Origin of the sequence: Yersinia sp. 2541 StPb PI (assembly GCF_052217145.1) — a bacterium.
Classification (GTDB): Bacteria; Pseudomonadota; Gammaproteobacteria; order Enterobacterales; family Enterobacteriaceae; genus Yersinia; species Yersinia enterocolitica_E.
Genome location: NZ_JAZGQB010000001.1, coordinates 1,305,372 through 1,328,430 on the forward strand (window position 1 = coordinate 1,305,372; position 23,059 = coordinate 1,328,430).

Below are 23,059 nucleotides of genomic sequence, written 5' to 3' on the forward strand. Positions count from 1 at the left end.
AAGTGATGTAATGCTGGCTGAGGAAACTCAGTGACAGGGCAAAATTCAAGATCTCTGCGACAGATCTCATTTCAACCGTTAGGTAGCTTACTTTCAATTTTGACTGTTCAAAAAATAGGCGTATAATTGGCCGCGATAATTAGAGAGGATGTTATGGTTGAATTTGAGTTAAGCACGTGGAAAGAGTTTATCGATGCTATGCTGCGTAAGGCATAAGCGAATAAACCGGCAGTAAGAGTAACTATCTTTTTGTTGTTTTAACGATTGACTTATTACACCCAGGGGCGAAAAATCGCTCGCCAGAAAGGCAGAGACCATATTGGCTCTGCCTTTTTTATGCCCGTCATCTTTCAAACCGTAGGTGTGTTGGCGGCTCTCGTTCACCCGAATCACTGACTTGATGTCAGCTCATCGGGATTCTCTTGCTTGCCGTCTTCCTACAGCTTGAAATCTATTGGGCATAATCAGATGTCATCTTTCAAACCGTAGGTGTGTTGGCGGCTCTCGTTCACCCGAATCACTGACTTGATGTCAGCTCATCGGGATTCTCTTGCTTGCCGTCTTCCTACAGCTTGAAATCTATTGGGCATAATCAGATGTCATCTTTCCAACCGTAGGTGTGTTGGCGGCTCTCGTTCACCCGAATCACTGACTTGATGTCAGCTCATCGGGATTCTCTTGCTTGCCGTCTTCCTACAGCTTGAAATCTATTGGGCATAATCAGATGTCATCTTTCAAACCGTAGGTGTGTTGGCGTCTCTAGTTACCCGGCCCATCCTTGGGGGGTAGCGGCTCTCGTGACTCTTTCGCGCGCGGTGGCCTGCCTGGGAAGCGACGACGCACCAGAACAAAGAACAGCGGTACAAAGAAAATCGCCAGCACGGTAGCTGAAATCATCCCCCCCATCACACCAGTACCTACGGCATGTTGGCTACCTGAGCCTGCACCCTGGCTGATAGCCATGGGTAATACACCAAAGATAAATGCCAGCGAGGTCATCAAAATAGGCCGCAACCGCTGGCGGGAAGCCTCAAGAGTGGCTTCGACTAAATCTTTACCTTTATTGTTTAATTCGCTGGCAAACTCGACGATTAAAATGGCGTTTTTGGCCGATAAGCCAATAATGGTCAGCAACCCGACCTGGAAATAAACGTCATTCTCCAACCCACGCATCCAAGTGGCCGCCACCGCACCTATAACCCCGAGAGGCACCACCAACATCACAGAAAACGGTATTGACCAGCTCTCATACAATGCCGCCAAACACAAAAACACCACCAGTAACGAGATGGCATAGAGGGCCGGGGCCTGTGAACCCGATAGCCGCTCCTGATAGGACATGCCTGTCCACTCCAGACCAAAACCATTCGGTAGCTGTTTGACCAGATTCTCCATAACATCCATTGCAGTACCGGTACTGATACCTGGTGCCGCCTCACCGACAATCTCCAGTGCAGAATAACCGTTATAGCGCTCCAATCGTGGTGAGCCATATTCCCAGCGGGTAGTAGAGAACGCCGAGAAGGGCACCATGCTGCCGCTTTTATTACGGACATACCATTTGTTAACGTCTTCCGGCAGCATACGGGCGGTGGCCTCAGACTGCACATAGACTTTCTTCACCCGCCCACGATCAACAAAGTCGTTAACATAAGTCGAACCCCAGGCCGTTTTCAGGGTGTTATTAATATCATCCAGTGCTACGCCCAATGCTTGTGCTTTGCGTTGATCGATATCTATCTGCAACTGCGGGCTATCGTCCAATCCGTTATGTCGCACCCGGGTCAGGGCTGGCTCTTTAGCCGCCATCTGTAATAACTGATCGCGAGCAGCCATCAATTTGTCATGGCCCAAACCGCCGTGATCTTGTAATTCCATATCAAAACCTGATGAGCCACCCAAGCCTGAAATGGCCGGCGGGCTACTGACTGACACTCTGGCTTCGGCAATTTTATTAAATACTTTGGTGGCGCGTTCAATAATGGCAAAAGAAGAGTTATTACTCTCTTTACGCTGATCCCAATCAGACAGCCGGATGAAGAGGCGTGCCACATTTTGGCCGTTACCACCTGGGCCGGACCCCACCGTTGAGAATACCGACAACACATTATTCTTTTCTTCCGTCAGGAAGTAGTTCTCTACTTTTTCAACCACTTTCAGTGTCTGTTGCTGGGTTGATCCCACTGGGAGCTGGACTTGCGCCATAAACACACCACGGTCTTCCAATGGTAAGAACGACGTCGGTAACTTGATGAACAACAGAGCCAGCCCGCCCAACAGCAGAAAATAGAGCAACATATAGCGCAGACTATGATGTAACACCTGAGCCACACCTTTCTCGTAACGGCGAGTGTTACTATCGAACATACGGTTAAACCAACCGAAAAAGCCACGCTTGGTGTGATGATGGCCCTGCTGAATGGGTTTGAGCATGGTGGCGCAAAGTGCTGGGGTTAGAATCAAGGCGACCAGCACCGAAAGCACCATGGCAGAAACGATGGTAATGGAGAATTGGCGGTAGATGGCCCCGGTGGTCCCACCGAAGAATGCCATCGGGATAAACACGGCAGACAGCACCAGCGCAATACCCACCAATGCGCCCTGAATTTGCCCCATAGACTTACGAGTCGCTTCGCGTGGCCCTAGTCCTTCTTCGCTCATCACTCGTTCGACGTTTTCTACCACCACGATGGCATCGTCAACTAACAGCCCGATCGCCAATACAATGGCAAACATGGTTAGGGTATTAATACTGAATCCGAACGCCGACAGTACTGCGAACGTGCCCAATAGCACCACTGGGACGGCGATTGTTGGGATAAGGGTGGCGCGGAAATTCTGCAAAAAGAGATACATCACCAGGAAAACCAACAAAATGGCTTCCAACAATGTTTTTACCACATCCTTGATTGAGGCTTTAACGAACGGTGTGGTTTCATAAGCGATTTTGGCTTCAAGACCGTGCGGGAAAAACGGGGCCAGTTCTGCTATCCGGGCCTTAACCAACTCATCGGTTTGCAGTTCATTGGCACCGGAGGCGAGCTTGATACTCATCCCTGATGCCGCCTGGCCATTAAAGCGACTCAGATAATCATATCTTTCAGCACCCATCTCAATTTTAGCCACATCACCCAATGTGACCAGCGAGCCGTCCTGGTTGACCCGCAGCGTGATTTCCCTAAATTGCTCTGGTGTCTGTAATTGAGATTGAGCATTAATGGTGGCATTTAATGCCTGATTATCGACGGAAGGGGTTCCGCCTAATTGGCCCACCGCAATCTGACTATTTTGCGATTGGATAGCGCTGACAATATCTTGGGTGGTCAGTTGATAATTATTGAGTTTATTGGGGTCGAGCCAGATACGCATAGCATATTGGGAACCGAAGGCATCAATGCTACCGACCCCTTCGATACGGCTAAGTGGGTCTTGCAGATTACTGGCGACATAGTCGGCAATATCTTGTTTATCCATACTGCCATCGGTGGAGACAAAGGCCACCATCATCAAGGTGTTATCACCAGATTTCGAGACTGAAACCCCTTGCTGTTGCACATCTTGTGGCAGTTTTTTAATGGCAGACTGCAACTGATTCTGTACCTGCTGCATCGCTTCGTTAGGATCAGTACCCGCTTGGAATGTCAGGGTTATTGATGCGCTGCCAGAGTTGCTGCTTTGCGATGACATATACAGCAGCTTATCAAGGCCGGTCATGCTTTGCTCGATAACCTGCGTGACGGTATTTTCCAGTGTTTGTGCCGAGGCTCCTGGATATGAGGCACTGATGCGGACATTAGGTGGTGCCAGATTCGGGTATTGCTCAACAGGCAGCGTCGAGATTGCTAAAGCCCCGGTAAGACACAAAATTATCGCCAATACCCAAGCAAAGATCGGGCGGTCGATGAAAAAATTAGCCATGCAGTGCCAGCCTCTATAAATAAAAAATCATATCCAGCAGAATCTACTGTGCACTTTACGCGGGAATGCGGGTGGAAACGTGAAGAAAATATGGAGAACCTGTAAAAAACCTCGATAAAACTGAGTTAATCCATCTCAATGTAGAAAATAATGATAAACAGGTGTTTTTTCTGGCATCAGGTAAACTGATTATATCCCAAGAATTTAGCGTGGCAGCCTTGTTGCGATGTTAAATGGGTAGGGAATAGCAGTCACTCAAAATAGGAATTTTTATGGAGCTAAATCCAGTGTTTGCCCGCCGTATCTATCTCTGCTGGTTAATCAGCAGTGGTGACTCGCTTAATGTACCGCGCTTGATGGAATTGACCGGCTGGCCACGGCGCACCTTGCAAGATGTCTTGAAGGCGCTACCCGGTTTGGGTATCACTCTGACTTTTGTGCAGTGTGGCGTGCGCAATAACGCGGGTTATTACCAGTTAGATAGTTGGGGGCCACTGAACAAAAAATGGATATACGATAACCATGATTTTATTTTAGCGGCCATTGAGTAGCCTGATAGCCAGCGAGTAGTTTGGTGGCTATTAAATAATTGGGTGGTGGTTAGTACTTTTTATTTTCCAAAAACAGAATGGTTGCTGCCACTCGCGAACGCACATTTAACTTACGCAATAAATTACGAATATGTACTTTTACGGTTTCTTCTGAAATGTGTAATTCAAATGCGACTTGCTTATTGGACATACCGCGCGCCACTTCTTGCAGCACATCTAATTCGCGCTCGGTTAACTCGGAGAAAGGATTAATCTCTTCATGGCGGGAGGATAAGTATTGTGCAACTTCATTGCTGAATACATTCTCGCCACGCGCTGCCTGACGGATATTTTCCAGTAATACTTCCGGTTCGCTATCTTTGAGCAGATAACCATCAGCACCGGCATCAATCATGGCATATACATCGCTGCGCGCATCAGAAACCGTCAGCACGATAATTCGCGCATCAATCCCGTCATGTCGTAATGCTTTTAGGGTATCTAGCCCAGACATCCCTTTCATATTCAGGTCGAGCAGAATGACATCCGGCTGACATTTGGCCGCTTCGGTAATAGCCTCACTGCCGCAGTTAGCTTCGGCAACGACATCAAAACTGTGGTCCATCTCAAGTAATTGCCGAATACCACGGCGCATAAGGGGATGGTCATCAACGATCATAATGGTGTGACTTTTGGTCATATAAGTAATGTCCCTGTAACCGATATATGCCCATTATCTTGCAAATTGCATCGGGGGATTGGCGGTTGATGTTACTCGGCCACTGTGAGCGGTGAGCACATCTGTTCCTGACCGCCTTCCTGCACTTTGTAATCTATTGGGTATAGACGTTAAATATTTTGGCTGTTGAATACAGATTATTTTCGATAGCCAATTTAGCAGGCTACGTTATCCATTATTGTTAGTAAAACTGCGATCTAAGTGTACCTCAAAACTGAGGCCAAATTCATTTAACCGCAACAGTTTACCTGAAGAAATAATTACCAAAGTATCATCTTGTTTGATAGCTATTCTCATTAAACAAATCGTTATATAAAAAAGGTAATAACGCAAATAGATTTAACAGTGACAAACTGCGTAAATAACCACTAAATTAATTGATCTTGCTCAATATCTACCACCGATTAACCCTAAAGAGTAATTATTTTATTACTCATTATTCTGTATCTAATACCTAAACACTGGGGAAATCCTTTAATAAAAATAAGAATTATTATCACCAGCCAATGTAAACCTCTGGGCTTTGAATGAACTCTCTCTATCGCACATGCGGGCGCGCCAGTAGATGTTAAGGATATCAGTATGACTGATTTATCACGGCGTAAATTGCTGACTGGCCTTTGGCAAGCAGATAAACGAGAACTTTCAGCGCATAGGCCCCCCTGGTCGGTGATGGAAGCCGATTTTATTGCTGGCTGTACCCGCTGTCATGCCTGTGTGACTGCCTGTGAAACCGGCGTATTGGTGGTTGGCAGTGGCGGATTCCCCGAAATAGATTTCCAACGTGCTGAATGTAGTTTTTGCCAGGCCTGTGTACAGGTGTGTGAGGCGGGTGTTTTTACCGCAACAGCTCTGACGCCCTGGCGACTTAAAATCAACATTTCAGAGCGCTGTTTACCTTTCCACAATATTGAATGCCGTAGCTGTCAGGATAGCTGTGAGAGTAGGGCAATTCGATTTCGTCCGCGCGTAAACGGCATTGCTCAGCCCGAATTAGACCTTCCTGCTTGTAACGGATGTGGTGCCTGTGTGCCCAGTTGTCCGGTTCAGGCAGTAACCCTTACCCGGAGTGAAGATGGACGATAAAGAATGGCATGTCTGTGGATTGGTGCTGCAAGCCAAACCGGCGCGAATTGCACAACTGATCGACGACCTGTTGGCTATCCCGGGAACAGAAATACCCACCAGTGATGCCACTCTGGGCAAGTTGGTGGTGGTTATGCAGGCGGCGCGCTCAGACGTGCTCCTGAATCATATTGAGTCAGCACGTAATCTGGATGGTGTGCTGGCTGTATCGCTGGTTTATCACCAGCAGGAAAGCCAAGGTGAGGAAATGCCATGAAACTCAGCCGCCGGGATTTTATGAAGGCCAATGCTGCGGTAGCCGCAGCCGCAGCCGCCGGATTGACCATACCTACTGTCGCTAAAGCCGTGGTGGGTGAAACAACAAATGCAATAAAATGGGACAAAGCACCTTGCCGATTCTGTGGCACGGGCTGCGGTGTATTGGTCGGAACACAAAATGGCCGTATCGTGGCGTCGCAAGGGGATCCCGACTCACCGGTTAACCGTGGGCTAAACTGCGTCAAAGGCTATTTCCTGCCGAAAATCCTGTATGGCAAAGACCGACTGACTCAACCGCTGCTGCGCATGAAAGACGGTCAGTATGATAAAGAAGGTGATTTTACCCCGATAAGTTGGGAAAAAGCCTTTGATATCATGGAACTGAAGTTCAAAAACGCGCTAAAAGAAAAAGGCCCAACCTCGGTGGGTATGTTCGGCTCCGGCCAATGGACGGTATGGGAGGGCTATGCGGCTTCCAAGTTGCTGAAAGCAGGCTTCCGTTCCAACAATCTGGACCCGAATGCTCGTCATTGTATGGCCTCTTCGGTGGTGGGTTTTATGCGTACCTTTGGTATGGATGAACCTATGGGTTGCTTCGATGATATTGAAGAAGCAGATGCATTCGTGCTCTGGGGTTCCAATATGGCGGAAATGCACCCGATTTTATGGTCGCGCATGACCAGCCGCCGCCTGACCGATGACAATGTCAGAATCGCTGTCCTTTCCACCTTCGAACACCGTAGTTTTGAACTGGCAGATAACCCGATCGTTTTCACGCCGCAGACCGATCTGGCTATCATGAATTACATTGCCAATTACATTATCCAGAATAATGCCGTTGATCAGGGCTTCCTCGACCGCCATGTGAATTTCCGCCGTGGTGCCACCGATATCGGTTACGGCCTGCGCCCAACCCATCCATTGGAAAAAGCCGCCAAGAATCCGGGTAGTGATGCCTCCGAGCCGATGAGTTTTGATGATTTCAAAGCGTTTGTCGCCGAATATACCCTAGAGAAAACCGCTAAAATGAGCGGCGTGCCGGAGGACCAACTGGTGTCGTTGGCGCAGTTGTATGCCGATCCGAAAGTAAAATTAGTCTCCTACTGGACCATGGGCTTTAACCAACACACCCGTGGAGTTTGGGCCAACAACATGTGCTACAACCTGCACCTGTTAACCGGCAAAATCTCTAAGCCGGGGTCTGGCCCATTCTCTCTGACCGGCCAGCCTTCTGCTTGTGGCACGGCCCGTGAAGTGGGGACCTTCTCCCATCGTCTACCGGCAGACATGGTGGTGACCAACGAAAAACATCGCCAGATTGCTGAAACCAAGTGGCAACTGCCTGCCGGCACTATCCCTGAGAAAGTGGGGCTGCATGCGGTGGCGCAAGACCGCGCGCTAAAAGACGGCACCCTTAATGCTTACTGGGTGATGTGTAATAACAACATGCAAGCGGGTCCGAATATCAATGAAGAGCGCATGCCGGGTTGGCGTGATCCGCGCAACTTTATTGTGGTATCTGACCCTTATCCCACTATCAGTGCACTGGCTGCTGATCTTATTTTACCGACTGCGATGTGGGTGGAAAAAGAGGGTGCTTATGGCAATGCAGAGCGGCGCACCCAATTCTGGCGTCAGCAAGTCCCAGCGCCAGGTGAGGCGAAATCTGACTTATGGCAGATTGTCGAGTTCGCCAAACGCTTCAAAGTGGAAGATGTTTGGCCTGCTGAGTTGGTCGATAAAAAACCGGAGTATCGCGGTAAGACGTTGTATGACGTGCTGTTTGCCAACGATGTGGTCAGCAAATATCCACTGAGTGAAATACCCGCCGACCAACTGAACGACGAAGCACGTGATTTCGGCTTCTACATTCAGAAAGGGCTGTTTGAAGAGTATGCCGATTTTGGTCGCGGACACGGCCATGACTTAGCACCGTTTGACCGTTATCACCAAGAGCGCGGCCTGCGCTGGCCGGTGGTGAATGGTAAAGAAACGCTCTGGCGTTACCGTGAGGGGTTCGATCCCTTCGTGCCGAAAGGCGAAGACGTGCGTTTCTACGGTAAACCTGATGGCAAGGCAGTAATCTTTGCGCTGCCCTACGAGCCTGCGGCTGAAAGCCCGGATCAGGAATATGACTTGTGGCTCTCTACCGGCCGTGTGCTGGAGCATTGGCATACCGGTTCCATGACCCGTCGCGTCCCTGAGTTACACCGCGCTTTCCCTGAAGCGGTGCTATTCATTCACCCACTGGATGCCAAAGCCCGTGATTTGCGGCGTGGTGACAAAGTGAAAGTGATTTCACGGCGTGGCGAAGTGACCTCATTGGTAGAAACCCGTGGTCGTAACCGCCCACCACAAGGACTGGTGTATATGCCGTTCTTCGATGCCGCGCAGTTGGTCAATAACCTGACGCTGGATGCCACCGATCCGTTATCCAAAGAAACTGACTTCAAAAAATGTGCAGTGAAGTTGGCACGGGTAGTGGCGTAATTGAGATTGCCTGCCCTGCGGGGCAGGCATGAGCAGCCAGTGATACCCTCATCCAGGGATGCTCAGGATAAAGACGGTGTACTCAGGAGAAAATAATGAATAACACGATTTTTAAATCATTAAACCGCCGGTTTTTGTCAGTTATATCGCTGCTGGCGGTGTTGGTGATCACCGGTGCAGCCACTGCTGCCAGCAATGTTGAAATGGACTTGACTCAATCACCAGAAGTCTCTGGCACGGCTGAAGGCAAAGTGAAAATGCCGAAACAGCAACAGCGCATGGCATTGAACTATGTTAACCAACCCCCGCTGATCCCGCATAGCGTGGATGGCTATCAAGTCAGTAAAAATACCAACCGTTGCCTGCAATGCCATGGTGTGGAGCACTATCGCACCACTGGAGCACCGCGTGTCAGCCCAACTCACTTTATTGACCGTGATGGCAAAGTATCGAGCGAAGTCTCACCACGTCGCTATTTCTGTCTGCAATGCCATGTGCCACAAACCGATGCCGCACCGATTGTCGGTAACAGCTTCCAGCCAGCCCCTGGCTTTGGCCAATAACCGAAATGAGCGATAAGCGAGATAAGTTATGAGCGAAACTAAAAAGCCCGGTGTTATCAGACGTATATGGCAGTGGTGGCGCAGGCCAAGCCGGCTGGCGCTCGGGACTTTACTGCTAATTGGCTTTGTCAGTGGCATCATTTTCTGGGGGGGATTTAACACCGGCATGGAGATGGCGAATACCGAGAAATTCTGTATTAGCTGTCATGAGATGAAAGATAACGTTTATCAGGAATATATGGGGACCATCCACTACAGCAACCGCAGTGGTGTGAAGGCGACCTGCCCGGATTGTCACGTTCCCCATGAGTGGGGGCCAAAGATGCTGCGTAAAATCAAGGCGAGTAAAGAGCTGTATGCCAAGGCTTTCGGCCTGATTGATACCCCGCAAAAGTTTGAGGCTCACCGCCTAACCATGGCCGAAAATGAGTGGGCGCGAATGAAAGCCAATGGCTCGCAAGAGTGCCGTAACTGCCATAATTTCGACAATATGGACTTCACCGCACAAAAAACGGTCGCGGCGAAAATGCACAGTAAGGCGATAACCGAAGGGAAAACCTGTATCGACTGCCACAAAGGGATAGCCCATAAGTTACCGGATATGAAGGATATTCCTACCGGCTTCTAACCGACCTCTTTCGTCGTGCTTTTCGCTGTTGAGATGCCCTGTTGACGTTGTGTCGACAGGGCATTTTTATTGCTTTATTGTGCCACTGCTCGCATAATGAGACCTGTTAACAGGTCTTTTTGAGGTGCCTATGCCAAGTATAATTTTGACTGATACCAGTGCCAGCGTGAGCGAACTGAAAAAAAATCCAATGGCAACAGTGAACGCTGGGGCCGGTTTCCCCGTAGCTATCCTGAACCGCAATCAACCCGCATTCTATTGTGTACCCGCAGAACTGTATGAACAAATAATGGAAGCGCTTGATGATCACGAATTAGCTGAGTTGGTTAACAGGCGGCGCCATCAACCCTTGCTTGATATCGATTTGGATAGCTATCTATGACCTATGCCGTTAAGTTCAGAGAAGAAGCGCTAAAGGAATGGCACAAACTGGATAAGACGATACAACAGCAATTTGCCAAGAAATTAAAAAAGTGCAGCGATAATCCACATATTGAAAGCGCTAAACTACGTGGTATGAAAAACTGCTACAAAATTAAATTACGATCCTCTGGATTTCGATTAGTGTATGAAGTTATCGATGATGTGTTGATCGTTGCTGTGGTTGCAGTAGGAAAAAGAGATCGTAGCGAGGTGTATAACCTTGCAAGTGACCGATTACGCTAATGACTATTAACCAGATTAGAGAAGGGTTTATGTCAGTCAAAATTGAAAATATTCAGAGTGAATTATTATCCAAAAACTGGTTCAAACTACACAAATACACCTTTGATTTAATAACTGATAACGGGACTCCGGTACAACAGATTCGCGAAGTGTATGACCGGGGTAACGGTGCAACCATTCTGCTGTATAACCGCCAGAAGGGTACCGTGGTACTGATTGAACAATTCCGCATGCCAACCTATGTGAATGGCAATCCTAGTGGCATGTTGCTGGAAGCCTGTGCCGGTTTGCTGGATAACGACTCACCGGAAGAGTGTATCCGCCGTGAAGCGATGGAAGAGACGGGTTATCAGGTTGATAAAGTGCAGAAGCTGTTTGAAGCTTATATGTCGCCAGGTGGCGTGACTGAAATCGTCTATTTCTTTGCGGCGGAATATCATCCAGATCAGAAAATTACTGATGATGTCGGCGTGGAGGATGAGGTGATCGACGTGGTTGAATTATCGTTTAGCGAAGCCATTGCCATGATTGCTGATGGCCGTATTAAAGATGGTAAGACGATTATGTTATTGCAATACGCCCAAATTCATAATTGGTTCAAATAAATACCTTTCTTACCAATATTGCCGTGATGTTAGCGGCATTCACTCCCCCGATTGTTGACCATCCTCTCTGATTGATAAGTAAATTCTTCAATTGAAGCAAAAATGTTATGCAGAGTATGGCCTGCTTCATAGATTGTGATAAATCACTCACTATACTGGTTCTGTTATTGGTCATATATACCCTTCGACCTTGAAACCACCGTGGTGTTAGCGACGTTCACTGACCCGAATCACTTATCATCGTGCGCTTATCGGGATTGGTTCACTTGCTGCCTACCTGCAATTTCAAGTTTATTGGGTATAACCTCGAAGAATAAAATCAAAGGGAACCTACAATGGACGAACAGTTGAAACAGAGTGCGCTTGATTTTCACCAATATCCAACCCCAGGGAAAATTCAGGTGTCGCCAACCAAACCGCTAGCAACCCAACGGGATTTGGCGCTGGCTTACTCGCCTGGTGTGGCGGCTCCGTGTTTAGAAATTGCCGCTGATCCTTTGGCTGCTTACAAATACACGGCGCGCGGCAATCTGGTTGCTGTGATTTCCAATGGTACTGCGGTGCTGGGACTGGGCAATATTGGCGCATTGGCCGGTAAACCGGTAATGGAAGGTAAGGGCGTTCTGTTTAAGAAATTTTCAGGTATTGATGTATTTGATATTGAAGTGGATGAACTCGATCCAGACAAATTGATTGATATTATCGCGTCGCTGGAACCGACATTCGGTGGCATTAATCTGGAAGATATCAAAGCACCGGAATGTTTCTATATTGAGCAAAAATTGCGTGAACGCATGAAGATCCCGGTATTCCACGATGATCAGCATGGCACGGCGATTATCTGCACCGCTGCGGTACTCAATGGCCTGCGGGTAGTGAAGAAAGACATCAGCGATGTGAAACTGGTGGTATCAGGGGCAGGGGCGGCATCGATTGCCTGTTTAAACCTGCTGGTGGCGCTGGGATTAAAACATCACAATATCACTGCATGCGATTCCAAAGGTGTGATTTATAAAGGCCGTGAGGCCAATATGGCACAAACCAAAGCGGCGTATGCGATTGAAGATAACGGTCAACGCACGCTGGGTGATGCGATGCCAGGTGCGGACATCTTCCTCGGCTGTTCTGGCCCGGGGGTTTTAACTCAGGACATGGTGAAAACCATGGCACCGAACCCACTGATTTTGGCACTGGCGAACCCGGAACCAGAGATCCTGCCGCCGTTGGCGAAAGCGGTGCGCCCTGATGCGATTATTTGCACTGGCCGCTCGGATTATCCAAATCAGGTTAACAACGTACTGTGCTTCCCATTCATCTTCCGTGGCGCGCTGGATGTCGGTGCCACCACCATTAATGAAGAGATGAAACTGGCTTGTGTGCATGCCATTGCGGATCTGGCGCTGGCTGAGCAGAGTGATGTGGTGGCATCCGCTTATGGTGAGCAAGACCTCTCCTTTGGCCCTGAGTACATAATTCCTAAACCATTCGACCCGCGTCTGATTGTAAAAATTGCACCGGCAGTGGCCAAAGCGGCGATGGACTCTGGTGTGGCAACCCGGCCAATTGCCGATTTTAGTGCTTACATCGAAAAGCTGTCTGAGTTTGTCTACAAAACTAACCTGTTTATGAAACCTATCTTCTCGCAGGCGAAGAAAGAGATGAAACGGGTGGTATTGGCGGAAGGGGAAGAAGAGCGGGTGCTGCATGCTACTCAGGAGTTGATCTCGCAGGAACTGGCTTATCCTATTCTGATTGGCCGCCCGAGTGTGATTGAGACCCGACTGAAGAAGTTGGGCCTGCAAATTACAGCAGGTAAAGACTTTGAGGTGGTTAACAATGAATCCGATTCGCGTTTTAACGAGTACTGGCAAGAGTATTATCAAATCATGAAACGTCGTGGCGTCTCGCAAGAGCAAGCCCGTCGTGCAGTGATTGGTAATCCCACACTGATTGGTTCGATCATGGTGCATCGTGGTGAAGCTGATGCAATGATTTGTGGCACTATCGGTACCTACCATGAACATTACGATGTGGTAGAGAAAGTATTCGGTTTCCGTGAAGGTGCTCATGTGGCGGGTGCGATGAATGCACTGTTGCTACCCACCGGTAACACTTTTATTGCGGATACTTATGTCAATGATGATCCGACACCAGAGCAGTTGGCTGAGATTACCTTAATGGCCGCTGAAACTGTGCGTCGCTTCGGGATTGAACCGAAAGTGGCACTGTTATCTCACTCCAGCTTTGGCACCTCAGACTGCCCAGCCGCGCGTAAAATGCGCCGCACGTTGGAATTGGTTAATCAGATGGCACCAGAGCTGGAAATTGACGGTGAGATGCATGGTGATGCCGCGCTGGTGGAAAGTATTCGCCATAACCTGATGCCAGACAGCCCATTGAAAGGTGCTGCCAACGTGTTGATTATGCCGAATATGGAAGCGGCACGTATCAGTTACAACCTGCTGCGGGTGACATCATCGGAAGGGGTGACGGTTGGGCCAGTGCTGATGGGGGTGGCGAAACCGGTGCATATCTTGACGCCAATTGCTTCAGTGCGTCGGATCGTGAATATGGTGGCGTTAGCGGTGGTTGAAGCACAAACCGAGCCTTTATAAATATGCTTTATCCTTGGCATTGCCGCGTTGTTAGCGGCTTTCGCTCACCCGAGTCACTTACCTGTGTAAGCTCATCGGGATTTACTCAACTGCTGCCTGACTGCAATGCCAATGACTTTGAGTATTCCTATTACTAACCTCAACCCGCTTCGGCGGGTTTTTGCTTATAGGCTTCTGGCTGCTTGCTGTAACCACTTATCCAGTTCGTTGGCAAATTGCTGGCGGTCACGCTGATTTAAGGTGTTAGGCCCACCGGTTTGAATACCGCTGGCGCGCATGGTATCCATAAAGTCACGCATATTCAGCCGTTCACGAATGGTATCTGGCGTATAGCGCTCACCCCGTGGATTCAGGGCGATACCGCCTTTGTCTATCACTTCGGCGGCCAGGGGAATATCTGCCGTGATAACCAGATCATTTTTCTCCACCCGTTGCACGATCTCATTATCGGCAACATCAAAACCGGAGGCGACTTGTAAGGTACGGATAAATTTTGATGGCGGGGTTTTCAATGGCTGATTAGCCACCAGCGTGACCATCATGCCGGTACGATCTGCGGCGCGAAATAACACCTCTTTAATCACATTCGGACAGGCGTCCGCATCAACCCAAATTTGCATCAGTGCTGTTCTCCGGTCGCTAGCCACTCTTTTACGGGCAGAAAATCGCGATACAGCGCCGCTTCAGCGCTATCTTCTGCCGGCTGATAGTTATATTCCCAGCGCACCAGGGGTGGTAGCGACATCAAAATAGATTCGGTACGACCACCGGTTTGCAAACCGAACAAGGTGCCACGGTCCCACACCAGATTAAATTCCACATAACGGCCACGGCGATAAAGTTGGAACTGACGCTCGCGCTCCCCCCAACTCAATGCTTTGCGCCGTGCAACAATTGGCATATAAGCATCAAGGAAACCATCACCTACCGCCTGAGTGAAGCGGAAACAGGTATCAAAATCAGGGCTATTCAAGTCATCGTAAAACAGGCCACCAATGCCTCGCGCTTCATTGCGATGCTTGATATAGAAGTAATCGTCACACCATTTTTTATAGCGTGGGTAGATTTCTTTACCAAAAGGTTGGCACAACTGATGGGCGGTCTGATGCCAGTGAATAGCATCTTCTTCAAAGCCGTAGTAAGGGGTTAAATCGAAACCGCCACCAAACCACCACACTGGATCTTCGCCAGGTTTCTCAGCAATAAAGAAACGCACATTGGCATGGCTGGTGGGCAGATAAGGGCTTAGTGGATGAATCACCAGCGACACCCCAAGTGCCTGAAAACTACGACCGGCCAATTCGGGGCGATGCGCAGTAGCGGATGCGGGTAATGCTGCACCAGATACCTGAGAGAAATTAACCCCCGCCTGTTCAAATACCACCCCATTAACCAATACCCGACTGCGCCCGCCGCCACCTTCTTCGCGGGTCCAGCTCTCTTCTGTGAAGCTTGCACCGCCATCGGCATGTGTCAGTGCGGCACAGATTTTATCCTGCAAAGCTAGCAGGTAGGTTTTGATTTGGGTGATATCGGGTGAATTCATCAGCGAGGGTTCTATTAGCTTGCAAATATTTAGGGGCCAAGTATACCCCGATTCGCCGCCATTATTGTACTTTCTGTGTGGATTAGCGGCTATTAAGCTACAAGATCGGCAAGATTTATCTGCTTCTTCTCAAATATCATTACTCACTATCACGGTGGGAAATATCACTTTAATATTGCGTGATATAATATTGCCACGATAATCAGAATATCCATATTACTCAAGGGTGCGAACATCCATGGAAATCCGCGTATTCCAGCAAGACGATTTTGAAGAAGTGATTCTGCTGTGGGAGCATTGCGACTTACTGCGGCCTTGGAATGATCCAGAAATGGATATTGAGCGTAAGTTGAATCACTCGCCCGAACTGTTTTTAGTAGCGGAAGTGAGTGGGGCGATTGTAGGGTCAATCATGGGCGGTTACGATGGCCACCGTGGCTCGGCTTATTATCTGGGGGTCCATCCTGACTTCCGTGGCCGTGGCTTTGCCAATGCGCTGATCAGCCGCCTCGAGAAGAAACTTATCGCCCGTGGCTGCCCGAAGCTGAATATCATGGTGCGCGAAGACAATGACGCGGTCATTGGTATGTATGAAAAGCTCGATTACGAAACCCAAGACAGCATCATGCTGGGCAAACGGCTGATTGTGGATCAGGAATATTGAGGTCGCCCTATTGGCCTCACCCTTAATATGGCAATAACCCTATCCCCAAAAGCTGATAAAGCCGCAGAGGATAGGGTAAAGATTAATTACTTAATCTTGGTAATACTTTTCACATCAACTTCTACCGAGTTCCAGTCTTTATCAACTTCGCCTTCGATTTGGACTTTATCTTGTGGCGAGATGGTTTGACCGTTCCAGCGCTTGTTATCAATATCAACGGTAATGGTACCGGTGCTGTCGCGGAAGGTGTAAGTATCGTGGCCAAGGCGCTCGACAATATTCCCTTGCAGAGTGACATGGGTGTCATCACGCATGGTTTTGACTTTATCTACCGTGGTATTGGTCGCACTTGGACCCGAGAATCCGCCCTGAGTCGTCGGTTGTGTCTGTGTTGCTGCCGGGCCATCGAAGCCCCCTTGTGCTGTGGCACTCTGTGCCAGCAATGGCGTGCTGCATAACATAACCAAGGCTGCCGCTAAGGTTAATTTCTTCATTTTATTGCTCCTTCAATGCATGAATTATTAGGTTTGAAAACAAAAATTACACAAGCCTTTGTGGTACCCAATAGTAGACCAAATTTGCGTTAAGGCGTGCTGAAGTATTGCAATACGATGGCCGCGAGTCTATCCGATTAGACCTATTTATTGGTTATAACAATTAAAGCCGGTAGTGTTATGGCACTTTTTTAGCTGTGTGGACTCAAACCACTGGTTATCATTTTTAAACTGCGCATGTAGATGCCCTCTGTAGCTTGTACAATGCAGAACAGCTTACCGGATGCGGTGGTTTTATAAGGAGCTTTAGATGAATATTCGCCCACGGTTATCTGGGGTGAGATTGTTATTACTGGGTGCCCCTTTGTTGTTAGCCGGGTGCTCAACCATGTCAGGTTTTTCCTGGTCCAGTCTGTCACCACTGAATTGGTTTGGCAGCAGTAGTATGCAGGTGACTGATCAGGGTGTTGGCGGAATTACCGCCACTACTGCGTTGACTGAGAGTGACATCAAAGAGGGGTTAAAAGGCGATTTCCGGCTGCGTAGCGGTATGGCGACCAACGACGGTAAATTGATTTCCTTCTATCAGGCGATGAAAGAGAACCAAATCAAACTGGTTATCTCAGGGCAACCGAAAGGCACGGTAGAGCGCATTGATGTTTTGGATAAGTCTATTCCCAGTCAATGGGGTGTTACGATTGGTACACCATTTAGTGAACTATATAAAAAAGCCTTTGGTGTTTGCCGCAAAGGTAGCGGTGATGATAGTGCGCAAATAGAGTGTGCGGCACCGGACAGCAAGCACGTCAGCTATTTATTTGATGGCGACTGGCATGGTCCTGAAGGTTTAATGCCATCCGATGATACATTGCAAAGTTGGAAAGTGAGCAAGATTATCTGGCGAGCTAAAGGCGAATAACCATCCCTTAGTTCCTGACGTTATAGCAGTGTTAGCGGCACTCATTACTCGGCCCATTATTTGGGCATCTGAAGGTGAGGCCGCTGCAAACCGCGTCCCAATTGGCTTCTGGCAGATTTATCATTACTTTGGCTCTCTTCTGTGAATTAGCTAATAATATTCCCACCTTTGGTCTCATTTCCTCCGCCTAAATTTATTTTGCGTTGCCGCAAGGTAATCCTAATCGGTTCAGCTATTATATTCGCCATAATTAACACCGATATTTTGTGAGGAACCAAACATGACTCAAGTTCAGAGTGGCATTCTGATGGAACATTGTCGTTTTGCCATTTTTATGGAAGCAAAAGTACAGGGCGAGCTAGATGCTATTCGTCAGGGGTGCAAACAATTCTGTCAGTCATTGCAGGAGTTACAGCAAAAATTTCCTAACGAGTATTTAGGTGCTGTGATTGCTTTTGGTTCTGATATTTGGCATGACCTATCCGGTGGTAAAGGGGCTAATGAGTTAAAACCTTTTGTGCCATTAGGCAAAGCACCAATGGTTGCCCCCGCAACACAACGCGATTTATTGATTCATATTCAGTCATTGCGTCAGGATATCAACTTTACTTTAGCCCAGGCCGCGATGGCTGCTTTTGGCGATGTGATCACCGTTGAAGAAGAGACACATGGCTTTCGCTGGGTAGAAGAACGTGATTTTACTGGTTTTATTGATGGCACCGAAAACCCACAAGGGGATAGCCGCTCGGAAGTGGCGGTGATTGCGGACGGTGAAGAAGATGCCGGTGGCAGCTATGTGTTAGTACAGCGTTATGAGCACGACCTGAAAAAATGGCAGCGTATTCCTGAACATAAGCAAGAGCAAATTGTTGGGCGTACCAAGCATGCCAGCGAAGAATTGCCATCAGATAAGCGCCCGGAGACCTCCCATGTTAGCCGGGTCGATTTAAAAGAAAATGGCCAAGGATTGAAAATTCTGCGTCAAAGCTTGCCTTACGGTACCGCCAGTGGCAAACACGGTTTGTACTTTATTGCTTATTGCGCACGCTTACATAATATCGAACAACAATTATTAAGTATGTTTGGCTCGATAGACGGTAAGCACGATCTGTTATTAGGTTTCAGTAAGCCAGTGACCGGTAGTTATTACTTCGCACCGTCGCTGACTCAATTATTATCGTTGTAATGACGAAAGGCTGAAGGGCCGGTTTTTCGCAACCGACAATTTTTACTCAATAAGTCTTTTCTATCACCCGGTGCCGGTTGGCCGGGTTTTTTAATGGGCAAAAGGGAGTGGCTTGCGACCAGCGTTGTTGCTGGCTTAGAGCATTTGATACTTGAACATCACTAAACGGTATATAAAAGCATTATAGGTATACACCTAGTTATAAATACACTGAAGATATTAAAGGCACTGTTCACATTTAATGACATGCCTGTCGGATGAACTCAGTGAATAAGGTGCAGCATGAAACAGACTTCAGTGAAGAACGGTACACGTAAAGGATGGCACCGTGTTGCCTTATTAAGCGCGTTAATTTTCGGCAGTGCAACTGCCTCTGCCACTGAGTTACTTAACAGCTCTTATGATGTTTCCCGCGAGTTATTCACGGCCCTCAATCCCGGCTTCCAGCAACAGTGGGAGCAGCAAAATCCCGGCGACAAGCTGACCATCAAACAATCTCATGCTGGGTCGTCTAAACAGGCACTGGCTATCTTACAGGGCTTGAAAGCAGATGTGGTGACTTATAACCAAGTCACCGATGTGCAGATCCTACATGACCGGGGCAATCTGATCCCGGCCGACTGGCAGGCGCGGTTACCTAATAACAGCTCACCGTTTTATTCCACCATGGCATTCCTAGTACGTAAGGGTAATCCAAAGAATATCCACAACTGGGATGATCTGGTGCGTGAAGACGTCAAACTGGTGTTCCCGAATCCAAAAACTTCCGGTAATGGCCGTTACACCTATCTGGCGGCATGGGGTGCTACCCAACAAGCGAATGGTAAGGATGAGGCTAAAACCCGCGACTGGATGAAGCGTTTCCTGACCAATGTAGTGGTGTTTGATACTGGTGGCCGTGGTGCTACCACCACCTTCGTTGAACGCGGGTTGGGTGATGTACTGATCAGTTTTGAATCGGAAGTTAACAATATCCGTAAAGAGTATGGCAGTGATAAATACGAAGTAATTGTCCCGCCGGTAGATATTTTGGCTGAATTCCCGGTGGCCTGGGTGGATAAAAATGTCGAGAAGAATGGCACTGAGAAAGCGGCTAAAGCTTATCTCAACTATCTCTACAGTCCGCCAGCACAGCAAGTGATCACCAGCTTTAATTATCGGGTTTACGACAAAGCGGCAATGGAAGCGGCCAAGTCTCAATTCCCACAAACCAAACTATTCCGTGTTGAAGATCAATTCGGTAGCTGGCCGCAGGTGATGAGTACTCATTTCGTGACTGGCGGCGTGCTGGATAAATTGTTAGCGCAAGGGCATCAGTAATGTTGTCGGCATCCAGTAAACGGGTTCTGCCCGGATTTACCCTCAGTCTCGGGAGCAGCCTGCTTTACACCTGCCTGATCTTATTATTACCGCTCAGCGCGTTAGTCATGCAGGTTGCACAGATGAGTTGGACCCAGTACTGGGAGGTGATTACTAACCCCCAAGTGGTCGCTGCTTATAAAGTGACCTTACTGGCCGCAGGCGTCGCCAGCGTATTTAATGCGGTTTTCGGTATGTTGATGGCGTGGATTCTGACCCGCTATCAGTTCCCCGGCCGCAGTTTGTTGGATGGTTTGATGGATTTGCCGTTCGCCTTACCCACGGCGGTGGCGGGTCTGACATTAGCAACGCTATTTTCGACCACCGGTTGGTACGGTGCCTGGTTGAACGAACTGGGGATTAAAGTCTCCTTTACCTGGTTGGGGATTGCCGTGGCGATGGCGTTTACCAGCTTGCCGTTTGTGGTGCGCACAGTACAACCGGTGTTGGAAGAATTGGGTCCCGAATATGAAGAAGCCGCGGAAACTCTCGGCGCCAGCCGTTGGCAGAGCTTCCGGCTGGTGGTGATGCCAGAACTGGCTCCGGCATTACTGGCAGGCACTGCTTTATCCTTTACCCGCAGTCTGGGGGAGTTTGGCGCAGTTATCTTTATCGCCGGTAACATTGCCTGGAAGACCGAAGTGACCTCGCTGATGATCTTCATCCGACTACAAGAATTTGATTACCCGGCTGCCAGTGCAATTGCTTCCGTTATTCTGGCCGTTTCATTGGTATTGCTGTTTGGTATTAACACGTTACAAAGCCGCTTTGGTCGGCGGATAGGCGGGCACTGATGGCTGATATCACTGAATTTAACGGCGTAGCTCGCCCACCCATCAATTGGGGTAAATGGACCCTGATCGCCATCGGCGCGGTGTTCTCATTTTTACTGTTAGTGATCCCGATGGTGTGGATCTTTATCACTGCTTTTTCCAAAGGGATAGCGGTGGTCGGGCAGAATTTATTAGACCCGGACATGTTGCATGCCATTTGGCTGACAGTGCTGGTGGCACTGATTACGGTGCCGGTGAATTTGGTGTTTGGTGTGGTACTGGCATGGTTGGTGACGCGGTTTGTATTTCCCGGCCGCCAGCTATTGATGACCCTAATTGATATTCCGTTTGCGGTCTCACCGGTAGTCGCCGGCCTGATGTATCTGCTGTTTTACGGTTCAAATGGTGTGGTGGGGGGCTGGTTAGATTCTCACGACATTCAATTGATGTTCTCGTGGCCCGGTATGGTGTTGGTCACCATTTTCGTCACCTGCCCATTTGTGGTGCGTGAACTGGTGCCGGTGATGATGAGTCAGGGCAGCCAGGAAGATGAAGCCGCAGTATTACTGGGTGCATCCGGCTGGCAGATGTTCCGCCGGGTAACGTTACCGAACATTCGCTGGGCATTATTGTATGGCGTGGTGTTGACCAATGCCCGCGCCATTGGCGAGTTCGGGGCAGTCTCGGTGGTATCCGGTTCTATTCGTGGCGAAACCTACACCTTGCCACTGCAAGTTGAGTTGTTGCATCAGGATTACAATACTGCCGGGGCATTTACCGCCGCGGCGTTACTGACCCTGATGGCAATATTGACCCTTTTTCTGAAAAGCGGCCTGCAATGGCGCTTAGCGCGTCAGGTTGTTCGTCTCGAACAGGAGCAAAAGCATGAGCATTGAGATTGATAATATCAGCAAGTATTTTGGTCGCACCAAGGTACTGAATGACATCCGGCTTGATATTCCTTCTGGCCAGATGGTGGCTTTGCTTGGTCCTTCCGGTTCGGGGAAAACGACCCTTCTGCGCATTATTGCCGGGCTGGAGAACCAGAACGCTGGACGTTTAAGTTTCCATGGCACTGACGTTAGCCGCCTGCATGCCCGTGATCGACGTGTCGGGTTCGTTTTTCAGCATTACGCCTTGTTCCGCCATATGACAGTATTCGATAACATTGCATTTGGTTTGACGGTGTTACCGCGCCGTGAACGGCCGAATGCGGCAGCTATCAAACAGAAGGTGGAGCAACTGTTGGAGATGGTGCAATTAGGTCATCTTGCCAGCCGTTACCCATCACAACTTTCTGGTGGGCAGAAACAGCGTGTGGCCCTGGCGCGGGCGTTGGCCGTCGAGCCACAAATTCTGTTGCTGGATGAGCCATTCGGTGCGCTGGATGCACAGGTGCGTAAAGAGTTACGTCGCTGGTTGCGTCAGTTACATGAAGAGCTGAAATTTACCAGCGTCTTCGTCACTCATGATCAGGAAGAAGCCATGGAAGTTGCTGATCGGGTGGTGGTGATGAGTCAGGGTAATATCGAGCAGGTCGGGACGCCAGATGAAGTGTGGCGCTACCCTGCGACCCGCTTTGTGCTGGAATTCCTGGGCGAAGTTAATCGCTTGAGTGGGGAGATTCGAGGCTCACAACTCTATATTGGCGCGCACCACTGGCCGCTGGATTTGGCCCCAATGCATCAGGGCAGTGTTGATTTATTCCTGCGTCCGTGGGAGATGGAAGTCAATACACACGCCAGTGATCGTTGCCCACTGCCAGTACAAGTGCTTGAAGTCAGCCCGCGTGGTCACTTCTGGCAACTGACGGTGCAACCTATTGGTTGGCATCAGGATCCTATCAGTGTGGTACTGCCGGAAGGCGAAATTGACGCCCCGGTGCGCGGTAACCGTTATTATGTGGGCGGGTTAAATGCACGCTTATATTCTGGCGACCAATTATTACAACCCATTGCTTTAGCCCAAAGCGCCTGATAAGTTTTTCTTCTTTTGGTAAACATAGAATTATACCCAACGT

The 23,059-nt window shown here is 48.9% G+C and carries 22 protein-coding genes; 17 read left to right on the plus strand and 5 right to left on the minus strand.

What is annotated here, in order from left to right:
• Positions 1 to 759 precede the first annotated feature (759 nt).
• The gene (gene acrD, locus V1953_RS05740; protein WP_442850743.1) at positions 760 to 3,918 is read right to left on the minus strand and encodes a multidrug efflux RND transporter permease AcrD; all 3,159 of its coding nucleotides are present in this window, start codon (positions 3,916 to 3,918) and stop codon (positions 760 to 762) included.
• 272 nt (positions 3,919 to 4,190) lie between these two features.
• Between acrD and V1953_RS05745 the strand changes: the two genes are divergently transcribed.
• Positions 4,191 to 4,469, plus strand: coding sequence for a winged helix-turn-helix domain-containing protein (locus tag V1953_RS05745; RefSeq protein WP_083163336.1), 279 nt, complete (start codon positions 4,191 to 4,193; stop codon positions 4,467 to 4,469).
• 49 nt (positions 4,470 to 4,518) lie between these two features.
• Here the strand turns inward: V1953_RS05745 and narP are convergent, their stop codons facing one another.
• Positions 4,519 to 5,148 (minus strand): nitrate/nitrite response regulator protein NarP, encoded by a 630-nt coding sequence (gene narP / locus V1953_RS05750; RefSeq protein ID WP_372569445.1) that lies wholly within the window; start codon positions 5,146 to 5,148, stop codon positions 4,519 to 4,521.
• Positions 5,149 to 5,769: 621 nt separating this feature from the next.
• On the opposite strand from narP, the gene napF reads away from it, so the two are divergent.
• From napF to maeB, 9 genes are all read left to right on the plus strand, one after another.
• Positions 5,770 to 6,273, plus strand: coding sequence for a ferredoxin-type protein NapF (gene napF, locus V1953_RS05755; RefSeq protein WP_083163341.1), 504 nt, complete (start codon positions 5,770 to 5,772; stop codon positions 6,271 to 6,273).
• A complete protein-coding gene (gene napD / locus V1953_RS05760; RefSeq protein WP_083163344.1) occupies positions 6,263 to 6,529 on the plus strand; it encodes a chaperone NapD in 267 nt (88 codons plus the stop codon). Before napF ends, napD begins: the two co-directional genes overlap by 11 nt.
• Positions 6,526 to 9,021 (plus strand): nitrate reductase catalytic subunit NapA, encoded by a 2,496-nt coding sequence (gene napA / locus V1953_RS05765; protein ID WP_442850744.1) that lies wholly within the window; start codon positions 6,526 to 6,528, stop codon positions 9,019 to 9,021. Before napD ends, napA begins: the two co-directional genes overlap by 4 nt.
• A gap of 95 nt (positions 9,022 to 9,116) precedes the next feature.
• On the plus strand, positions 9,117 to 9,584 hold the full coding sequence (gene napB / locus V1953_RS05770) for a nitrate reductase cytochrome c-type subunit (RefSeq protein ID WP_102970546.1): 468 nt from the start codon (positions 9,117 to 9,119) through the stop codon (positions 9,582 to 9,584).
• 28 nt (positions 9,585 to 9,612) lie between these two features.
• Positions 9,613 to 10,212: a cytochrome c-type protein NapC gene (gene napC / locus V1953_RS05775; RefSeq protein ID WP_372559613.1), complete on the plus strand. Its 600-nt coding sequence runs from the start codon at positions 9,613 to 9,615 to the stop codon at positions 10,210 to 10,212.
• 130 nt (positions 10,213 to 10,342) lie between these two features.
• The gene (locus tag V1953_RS05780) at positions 10,343 to 10,594 is read left to right on the plus strand and encodes a type II toxin-antitoxin system Phd/YefM family antitoxin (RefSeq protein WP_032905973.1); all 252 of its coding nucleotides are present in this window, start codon (positions 10,343 to 10,345) and stop codon (positions 10,592 to 10,594) included.
• Positions 10,591 to 10,878 carry a type II toxin-antitoxin system RelE family toxin gene (locus V1953_RS05785; RefSeq protein ID WP_042568392.1) on the plus strand — a complete coding sequence of 96 codons (288 nt, stop codon included), beginning with the start codon at positions 10,591 to 10,593 and terminating at the stop codon, positions 10,876 to 10,878. Before V1953_RS05780 ends, V1953_RS05785 begins: the two co-directional genes overlap by 4 nt.
• A 29-nt stretch (positions 10,879 to 10,907) precedes the next feature.
• Positions 10,908 to 11,483, plus strand: coding sequence for a GDP-mannose pyrophosphatase NudK (nudK, locus tag V1953_RS05790; RefSeq protein WP_083164148.1), 576 nt, complete (start codon positions 10,908 to 10,910; stop codon positions 11,481 to 11,483).
• 335 nt (positions 11,484 to 11,818) lie between these two features.
• Positions 11,819 to 14,098, plus strand: a complete 2,280-nt coding sequence (gene maeB, locus V1953_RS05795) for an NADP-dependent oxaloacetate-decarboxylating malate dehydrogenase (RefSeq protein WP_083163356.1) — start codon at positions 11,819 to 11,821, stop codon at positions 14,096 to 14,098.
• 164 nt (positions 14,099 to 14,262) lie between these two features.
• On the opposite strand, the gene V1953_RS05800 is transcribed toward maeB, so the two are convergent.
• Both V1953_RS05800 and hemF read right to left on the minus strand, forming a co-directional pair.
• Positions 14,263 to 14,718, minus strand: a complete 456-nt coding sequence (locus tag V1953_RS05800; RefSeq protein ID WP_083163358.1) for a YaiI/YqxD family protein — start codon at positions 14,716 to 14,718, stop codon at positions 14,263 to 14,265.
• Positions 14,718 to 15,644: an oxygen-dependent coproporphyrinogen oxidase gene (gene hemF / locus V1953_RS05805; protein ID WP_083163361.1), complete on the minus strand. Its 927-nt coding sequence runs from the start codon at positions 15,642 to 15,644 to the stop codon at positions 14,718 to 14,720. Before hemF ends, V1953_RS05800 begins: the two co-directional genes overlap by 1 nt.
• 238 nt (positions 15,645 to 15,882) lie before the next feature.
• Here hemF and V1953_RS05810 point away from each other — a divergent pair, with 238 nt between their 5' ends.
• Positions 15,883 to 16,308, plus strand: a complete 426-nt coding sequence (locus tag V1953_RS05810) for a GNAT family acetyltransferase (RefSeq protein ID WP_005183815.1) — start codon at positions 15,883 to 15,885, stop codon at positions 16,306 to 16,308.
• Between the two features lie 86 nt (positions 16,309 to 16,394).
• Here V1953_RS05810 and V1953_RS05815 read toward each other — a convergent pair whose 3' ends face one another.
• Positions 16,395 to 16,802 (minus strand): YgiW/YdeI family stress tolerance OB fold protein, encoded by a 408-nt coding sequence (locus tag V1953_RS05815; RefSeq protein ID WP_372569443.1) that lies wholly within the window; start codon positions 16,800 to 16,802, stop codon positions 16,395 to 16,397.
• Positions 16,803 to 17,112: 310 nt separating this feature from the next.
• Between V1953_RS05815 and V1953_RS05820 the strand changes: the two genes are divergently transcribed.
• From V1953_RS05820 to cysA, 6 genes are all read left to right on the plus strand, one after another.
• Entirely contained in the window at positions 17,113 to 17,721 is a 609-nt protein-coding gene (locus V1953_RS05820) for an RpoE-regulated lipoprotein (RefSeq protein ID WP_083163391.1), read from the plus strand.
• Between the two features lie 280 nt (positions 17,722 to 18,001).
• Positions 18,002 to 18,907 carry a Dyp-type peroxidase gene (locus V1953_RS05825; RefSeq protein WP_442850745.1) on the plus strand — a complete coding sequence of 302 codons (906 nt, stop codon included), beginning with the start codon at positions 18,002 to 18,004 and terminating at the stop codon, positions 18,905 to 18,907.
• 282 nt (positions 18,908 to 19,189) lie between these two features.
• Positions 19,190 to 20,227 (plus strand): sulfate ABC transporter substrate-binding protein, encoded by a 1,038-nt coding sequence (locus tag V1953_RS05830; protein WP_083163396.1) that lies wholly within the window; start codon positions 19,190 to 19,192, stop codon positions 20,225 to 20,227.
• Complete coding sequence (gene cysT, locus V1953_RS05835; RefSeq protein WP_083163399.1) at positions 20,227 to 21,060, plus strand: sulfate/thiosulfate ABC transporter permease CysT; 834 nt, start codon at positions 20,227 to 20,229, stop codon at positions 21,058 to 21,060. Before V1953_RS05830 ends, cysT begins: the two co-directional genes overlap by 1 nt.
• The gene (gene cysW, locus V1953_RS05840; RefSeq protein ID WP_083163401.1) at positions 21,060 to 21,935 is read left to right on the plus strand and encodes a sulfate/thiosulfate ABC transporter permease CysW; all 876 of its coding nucleotides are present in this window, start codon (positions 21,060 to 21,062) and stop codon (positions 21,933 to 21,935) included. The genes cysT and cysW overlap by 1 nt, the downstream gene beginning before the upstream one ends.
• Complete coding sequence (gene cysA, locus V1953_RS05845) at positions 21,925 to 23,016, plus strand: sulfate/thiosulfate ABC transporter ATP-binding protein CysA (RefSeq protein ID WP_083163403.1); 1,092 nt, start codon at positions 21,925 to 21,927, stop codon at positions 23,014 to 23,016. Before cysW ends, cysA begins: the two co-directional genes overlap by 11 nt.
• Positions 23,017 to 23,059 lie beyond the last annotated feature (43 nt).